This is a genomic window from Methanobrevibacter sp. (genome assembly GCF_045577275.1).
Classification (GTDB): Archaea; Methanobacteriota; Methanobacteria; order Methanobacteriales; family Methanobacteriaceae; genus Methanobrevibacter.
In genome coordinates, this window is the sequence record NZ_JAZNIB010000365.1 from 1 (window position 1) to 7,875 (window position 7,875).

Below are 7,875 nucleotides of genomic sequence, written 5' to 3' on the forward strand. Positions count from 1 at the left end.
ATAATTATAATGAATTCAATGGTTTAAAAATTAAATTTGATGAAAAATTTGATGATAAAAAATAAAGATTTTAAATAGCTATTTAAACAACCCATTAGAATTATGGGCCTTTATTTTTATTCATTAATATTTTTATTTAATATTTTATTCTTATTTCATTATTTAAATATCTTATATGGTTACATTTTTAAAAAGGCGGATGAAAACTAATATATTTTTTTCACTTGAAATGGCACTATTAGTTTTCAAATGCTCTGTCTTAATTATTATATATAGCAAAAATTAAATTATAATTTAACTTGAAAAAATTGTAATAAAATCAATGATCAAACTTAATTCAAATTAGTCCGATAATGAAATTGTCCAAATTAAGAAGATTATTTTATTTTATTAGATTATTTTTACTGAATTTATAATTTAAAAAAAACGAGGGTTTGGTATGGATAAAGAATTTTTCAATGGAATGAATTTGGCTGAAGATATAAGTGAAGAAGATTTCCAATACGTTAAAGAAGGTTGGGAAAAAGTTCAAGACGACATATCTAAAGAAGAATTCATAGATAAATTTAATAAAGTTAAAGATGAGTACAAAGATGCTTCTTTTTTCAGTGATAAAGATTTCATCGATATGGTAGTTAATCCATTTACTGGAGAAAAAACAGAAACTGTCACTGGTTTTGATGTGGAAACTCCTAAAACAATTGCGGAAGTTGAACCTGGAAATCAAGGTTTCAGTGTTATTGCAAGGGTTATGGCTATTTCCAATCCAAAAATTTTCACTACAAGAAAAGGGGATGCTGGAAAGCTTGCAAACATGCAAATTGCTGACAATACCGGTGAAGTAAGACTTGTCCTTTGGACTGAAAACATCAAACATCTTAAGCATATCTCTGAAGGAGATATTGTAGAGATTTCCGAAATAGATTGTAAAGATGGATTTAGAGGCGGTAAAGAATTCCAGTTACGTCCTAGATCCTTGCTTAGAACAATTGACGAGTCTAGTGAAAACTGGCCTGATAACATTGCAGACTTCCCAGCTTACGAGGAAAATATCATCTCAATTTCCGATATTGTTCCTGATGAGAAAGTAAGCATTATCGGAAGATTAATCAGAGCACCTGCTCCTCACACTTATGAAAGCAACGGCAAGAAAGGAAAAGTTACCTCTCTTGAAATTCAAGACAGCACTGGTAAAATCTCCTATACCTTATGGAACAATGATGTGAAATTAGTAAGCAGCCTTGATTTGAAAGAAGGAGATATTGTCAAGATTCTCAATGAACAATCCAGAGAAAGAAATGGTGAAATTTCATTATCCCATTGGGATGGTAGAATCCTTAAAGTTGAAGGGGATTTCGATATTCCTGAATATGAAGAGAACATCATAAAAATTGGCAATGCTCAAGAGATCAAAGATGTTAGCTTAATAGGTATTGTAACTAAAATCCAAGACACTATCACATTCGATAGACAGGATGGAACCAAAGGTTATGTAAAATCAATCGAGATTACAGATGATACCGGTTCCATAAGAGTTACTCTTTGGGGAGATGACACTAAGCTTAAAGTATCCAAAGGAGATGTTCTTAAGGTCATTGGTGGAAATATTGAGTATGACGATTATGCAACCAGCGGTTATAGGGTAAATACAAACTGGAATACTGAATTAAGAGTCAATCCAGATGAAAACCAAGATTTAATTGAAGGTTTGAATGAAATTTCAAGCAAATTAGGCCCAATAACCATTAGTGAGGTTCAAGATCATGAAGATGATGGTGAAGAAGTTGACATCATTGGTAGATTAATCACAATCAATGATTCCCATTCCTTCCAAAGAGATGACGGCTCAACCGGTTTTGTTCGCTCTGGTGATATAGCGGATTCCACTGGTAAAGTCAGAATTTCATTTTGGGATGAGAAGGCAGAAGTGGATTATGGCATAGGTAAAGCATATCAAGTTGAAAACGCAAGAACCAGACTTGGAATGTATGAAGTTGAGCTCAATGTTGGTAAAACAACCAGAGTAATCGAACTTACCGATGCGGAATCTTCTGATTTGCCTAGCTTTGAAGAATTGGAAGAACAAATTTATGAAACCAAGAAAATCGATGATTTAGATGAAGATGACATGAATGTCAAGGTTGTAGCAAGAATCTTGGAACTTGAAGACATTCGTGAATTTGAAAGACAGGACGGTACTAAAGGCCGTGTCAGAAACATGACTGTTGGTGACGTTTCAGGATTTATAGCTGTCACATTATGGGATGACAAGACTGATATTCCTTATGACATCAATGAGGCAATCAAAATCCAAAATCCACGTATAAACTATAATGACAGATCCAACCGTTTAGAGTTATCCATCGGTAATGCTACAAACATTTTGCAACCTTCCTACAAGGAATTGGAAAACCTTCCAGACATTGAAGAATTGCAGGAAACCTTATACACTTCTAAGGACATTGCAAGTCTCGAATTGGAAGACAGAAATGTAAGAGTGAAAGGTGTATTTTCAGAACCTTACATCCAAAGAATGCTAATTCCAAAATGTCCTATCTGTAATCGCACTATTGAAGATGAGGATGAGGAAGAATGTCCAAATTGTGGAAACTACATAGACAAACCAAAATATCTTTTAATGCTTCCTGGTAAAATCACTGACGATACCGGTGAGATTCAAGTTACCTTCTACAATGAATTGGTAGAGGAATTGCTTGACATGAAACATGATGATATCGTTGCCTTATATGAGGAAGGAGACGGAGACTTTGGATTCTTGGAAACTAAAGTGATGGATATTGATGGCAATACTTTAGAATTGCTTGCTGATATTACTTATAACAATTATGATGAAGAGATAAAACTTAGACCAAAAAGAATTTTCAAAAATGAATACTAAGTTTTTCTATTCATTTTTATTTTTATAAAATTCAAAAATGTTATTTTAATTATATAGAAGTATTAGAAATTGATGAACTTTAATAAAATTTATTTAATGGGTTGATAATTATGGTAGAACTTGAAGACTTACCTAACGTTGGAGAAAAAACAGCTGAAAAATTAAGAGAAGCTGGTTTTGCTGATATGATGAGATTGGCTACTGCTACTGCTAAGGAATTATCTGTGAAAGCAGAGATTGGTGAAGGTGTAGCTGAAAAAGTTATTGAAGCTGCACGTAGAGCAGAAAAAATTGATTTCGAAACTGCATTCGATGTCATGGAAAGAAGACGTGATGTTGGCCGTATTACTACTGGAAGTAAAGGAGTTGACGAATTAATCGGTGGAGGAATCGAAACTCAAGCTATTACTGAAGTATTCGGTGAATTCGGATCAGGTAAAAGTCAAATTTCTCATGAATTGGCTGTAACTGTTCAATTGCCTAAGGAAAAAGGCGGTTTAGATGGTGAATGTGTATTCATTGATACTGAAAACACTTTCAGACCTGAAAGGGTAGAACAAATCGCAGATGCATTTGGTCTCGACCATGAGGAAGTATTAAGAAAAATCCACATTGCAAGAGCATTCAACTCTTCTCACCAAATTTTAATGGCTGAAAAGATCAATGAATTAATCCAAAGTGGAGTAAATGTAAGATTGGTTATTGTAGACTCTCTTATGGCACACTTCAGAGCAGAATATGTTGGAAGAGAATCCTTAGCTGTAAGACAACAAAAATTAAACCAACACTTGCATGCATTGCAACAAGTGGCTAACACTTATAATGTAGCTGTTTTCTTAACTAACCAAGTTCAAGCAAGACCTGACGCTTTCTTCGGAAGCCCAACAAAAGCTATTGGTGGACACGTTTTAGGTCACGCTTCCACATACAGAATTTGGCTTAAAAAAGGTTTAGCAGGAAAAAGAATTGCTAGATTAGTGGACAGCCCACACTTACCAGAAGGGGAAGCTGTATTTAAAGTTACCACTGATGGTATTGTTGATTAACTCCAAGCTTTTTCCAGGCCTTCGGCCTGCAAAAACCTTGACCAAAAATATTTTCACTAGTTGGGAGTGTTTGCCAACTAGTTTCTTTTTTTATTAATTTTATCTATTTTTTAATCTATTTTTACAAAAACTATTTTAACTAATTTTAATAAATTAAACCTATAAATAATATATAAAATTACTTATTTTAAAATATTAAATTTGGTATGTTGGTTATATGGATTATAGAATAATTATTGTTTCAATCATAGTCATGATTTTGATAGGTGCCTTATCTAAAAAAATAGGCCTATTGAAAGAAGAAGATGTCGAAACACTAAATAATATAGTAATCAATATAGCTCTCCCATGTATGATTTTCAATGCTTTGTATAATGCTGATGTTTCCTTACTTCCAAGATTAAGCATTTTAACAGTTTATATCTTAATCACCAGTTTAATTGTAGGTATATTAACTTATTCACTACTTAAAATTTTAGGCTGGGATAGTAAGAAAATTTGGAGCTTTATGGTGGTAGTGGTCTTAGGCAATACTGGTTTTTTAGGTTATCCGATCACCCAAGGAATATTTGGCAATTCAGGTCTGATAAGGGCAGTGTTCTGTGATGTTTCCACTTCAATAACATTTGTTGCATTAAGCTTCATTTTGATTTTAATATTCGGCGGAACAATGAAGACTGCAATTAAGAAGATTATTACATTCATGCCTTTATGGGCGATAATTTTAGGAATCCTCTTCAATATTTTCTCTATTCCAATCACTCCTGTAGGATCAACTGTTGTAGGATATTTGGCAGGTGCTACAATTCCTCTCATTATGATTTCATTAGGTTTATCATTGAATATCAGAGGATTGAAAAACCATTTGAAGGAAGTGAGTTTGGCTTCTGTAATTAAATTGGTCATTTATCCTTTGATTGCTTTAGGAGTATTGTCTTTACTTCATATTACAGGATTTAATCACACTATTGGATTCATTGAAGCCACAATGTCTTCAGCCATGTTAGGTTTGGTAATAGCCATCACATATAAGCTTGATTGGGAATTGACTTCAGACTGTATTTTTACAACTACATTATTTAGTTTAGTCACCATTCCAATATTCTTAATGTTCATTCTTTAACGAACATGTCAAGGGTTCTGTAAGGTTTTAGCTGGCCTAAAATTACCCATTTTTATTGATTTTTTGGGTGTTGCATAAAAGGTTACACTATCTTTTTTCTTTATGTAATCCTTTTAATTTTTATTTTTAGATTATTTTTCTCTTATTATTTAATTATACTGATTAATTAATTTGTTTTAATCATAAATATTGATATATGTACTTTATTTTTAATTTTAACCCATTTTTACTATTATTTTTGTTCAGATTTTTTTCAGTTTTTAAAGGCTTTTCCACCTTTATTTGAAATTTCTTGTAAGAATTTTAAAAAATTTAGGCTTATCAAAAAGTATTTTATTTCCTTATATAAAGAGTAAATATCTTTTTATTTTTTAAATAACGTAATAATTTACTTTTTTTAGTTATTATAACACTAAATTATTGGTTTTGATTAATTTTACCTTTTCTAATTAAATTAAAATATTCTCATATATATACTTTACTCCTACTTATTAATAGAAACCTTTATATACTCACTTTTTAGAAAAATTATACTGTCTAATATTTTATATATATAATATATTTAAAAAATTAGATCAAATGATTAATCATTTTACTTGTACAAGGTGATTTAATGGCAGAAGAAAATGTAAATGAAGAAATTAGAGTGGGAGTATATGTTTGCCACTGTGGTGTAAACGTTGGTGGAGTCGTAAACTGTCCTGAAGTAGCAGAATACGCAAAAACTTTACCTAACGTAGTTGTCGCAAAAGATTACAAATACATGTGTTCTGACCCAGGTCAAAGTCTTATTCAAGATGACATCAAAGAACACAACTTAAACAGAGTCGTAGTAGCAGCATGTTCTCCTAGACTTCACGAACCTACCTTCAGAAGATGTGTAGAAGAAGCTGGATTAAACAAGTTCTTATTTGAATTTGCTAACTTAAGAGAACAAGACTCTTGGGTACACATGACCCAACCTGCTGAAGCAACTGCAAAAGCAAAAGACTTAACTCGTATGGCTGTTGCAAAAGCTAGATTATTAGAACCTCTCGAAGCTTCTAAAGTAGCAGTAGACAAAAAATGTCTTGTTATCGGTGGTGGAGTAGCAGGTATTCAATCTGCATTAGACTTAGCTGATATGGGATTCAAAACCTACATGGTAGAAAGAAACCCAACTATCGGTGGAAGAATGGGTCAATTAGACAAAACCTTCCCTACCTTAGACTGTTCCATGTGTATTCTCGCACCTAAGATGGTAGACACTTCCAAACACGAAAACATTGAATTAATTACTTACGCAGAAGTAAAAGAAGTAGACGGTTACATTGGTAACTTTACTGTAAAAGTTGAGAAAAAACCTAGATACGTTAAAGAAGAAGACTGTACTGGATGTGGACAATGTCAAGAAGTCTGTCCTATCGAAATACCTAACTACTACGACGAAGGTGTAGGTATGGTAAGAGCAGCTTACATCCCATTCCCTCAAGCAGTACCTCTCTGTGCAACTATCGACAAAAACTACTGTATCGACTGTGGTCTTTGTGAAACCGTATGTGGTCCTGAAGCAATCGACCGTAACATGGAACCAGAAGAAATCGAACTCCATGTTGGTACCATTATTGCAGCAACCGGTTACGACCCATATGACCCAACCGAAAAATACGAATACGGTTACGGTAGATACACTAACGTAATTACCGCAATGGAAATTGAAAGAATGATCAACGCATCCGGTCCTACTGGTGGTCACGTACAAAAACCATCCGACGGTAAAGAACCTAAACGTGTTGCATTCATCCACTGTGTCGGTTCAAGAGATGAACAAATTGGTAAATCCTACTGTTCAAGAGTATGTTGTATGTACTCCATGAAAAACGCTCAATTATGTATTGACCACGAACCTGATACTGAAGTAACCTGTTACTACATGGATATCCGTTCATTCGGTAAAGGATTCGAAGAGTTCTACAAAACTTCCCAAGAAAAATACGGAATTGAATTCATCAGAGGACGTCCTGCTGAAATCATCGAAAACGATGACTTAACCTTAACCGTAAGAGCAGAAGACACCTTACTCGGAAAAGTAACTGAATACACCTACGACTTAGTTGTATTATCTGTAGGATTAGAACCTCCTAAAGGATCTAACGAACTCAGACAAACCTTAGGTTTATCCAGAACTTCCGACGGATTCTACATGGAAGCTCACCCAAAACTCAGACCTGTTGACACTTTAACTGACGGTGTTTACATTGCTGGTGTAGCACAAGGTCCTAAAGATATTCCTGACGCAGTAGCACAAGGATCTGCTGCAGCATCAAGAGCATCTATCCCAATGGCTAAAGGTGAAGTAGAAATCGAACCTATTACTGCTGACACTGATACTACCGTTTGTGGTGCATGTGAAGTATGTGTAGAATTATGTCCATTCGGTGCTGTAAGTATTGAAGGTGAAGGCGCAGACAAACACGCAGCTATTAACGTTGCATTATGTAAAGGATGTGGTACCTGTGTAGGTGCATGTCCATCTGGTGCTATGAACCAAAACCACTTCAAAACCGAACAAATTATGGCACAAATTGCAGCAGCTCTCGAAGATGTTGCAAAATAGATTAAGAGATTTATTCTCTTTTTCTTTTTCTTTTTTTTTAAACAATTTTTATTTGTTCGTATATTGGGCAACGTTTTATTTCAAACATTTTTTTAAAATCAGATCTTTTTTCTAAAATTCCATCAATTCTGCAAAGTCTATACTGCATAATAAAACAAGAATAATATTAAATATTATATATTTAATAAAAAGTTTTATTTAATTAAAAAAT

Annotated in this window: 4 protein-coding genes; all 4 read left to right on the plus strand. The window is 33.5% G+C overall.

Features of this window, described 5'->3' with window-relative positions; translation table 11 throughout:
* Positions 1–439 precede the first annotated feature (439 nt).
* On the plus strand, positions 440–2,899 hold the full coding sequence (locus ACKI67_RS10490) for an OB-fold nucleic acid binding domain-containing protein (protein ID WP_407463486.1): 2,460 nt from the start codon (positions 440–442) through the stop codon (positions 2,897–2,899).
* A gap of 110 nt (positions 2,900–3,009) precedes the next feature.
* Positions 3,010–3,945, plus strand: a complete 936-nt coding sequence (gene radA, locus ACKI67_RS10495) for a DNA repair and recombination protein RadA (RefSeq protein ID WP_292787566.1) — start codon at positions 3,010–3,012, stop codon at positions 3,943–3,945.
* 217 nt (positions 3,946–4,162) lie between these two features.
* Positions 4,163–5,068: an AEC family transporter gene (locus ACKI67_RS10500; RefSeq protein WP_407463487.1), complete on the plus strand. Its 906-nt coding sequence runs from the start codon at positions 4,163–4,165 to the stop codon at positions 5,066–5,068.
* 613 nt (positions 5,069–5,681) lie between these two features.
* Entirely contained in the window at positions 5,682–7,664 is a 1,983-nt protein-coding gene (locus ACKI67_RS10505) for a 4Fe-4S binding protein (RefSeq protein WP_407463489.1), read from the plus strand.
* Positions 7,665–7,875 lie beyond the last annotated feature (211 nt).

Bases quoted from the DNA above. Each gene is read 5' to 3' on its own strand.
- ACKI67_RS10490 (WP_407463486.1), top strand. From the start codon at position 440: ATGGATAAAGAATTTTTCAATGGAATGAATTTGGCTGAAGATATAAGT.
- radA (WP_292787566.1), top strand. From the start codon at position 3,010: ATGGTAGAACTTGAAGACTTACCTAACGTTGGAGAAAAAACAGCTGAA.
- ACKI67_RS10500 (WP_407463487.1), top strand. From the start codon at position 4,163: ATGGATTATAGAATAATTATTGTTTCAATCATAGTCATGATTTTGATA.
- ACKI67_RS10505 (WP_407463489.1), top strand. From the start codon at position 5,682: ATGGCAGAAGAAAATGTAAATGAAGAAATTAGAGTGGGAGTATATGTT.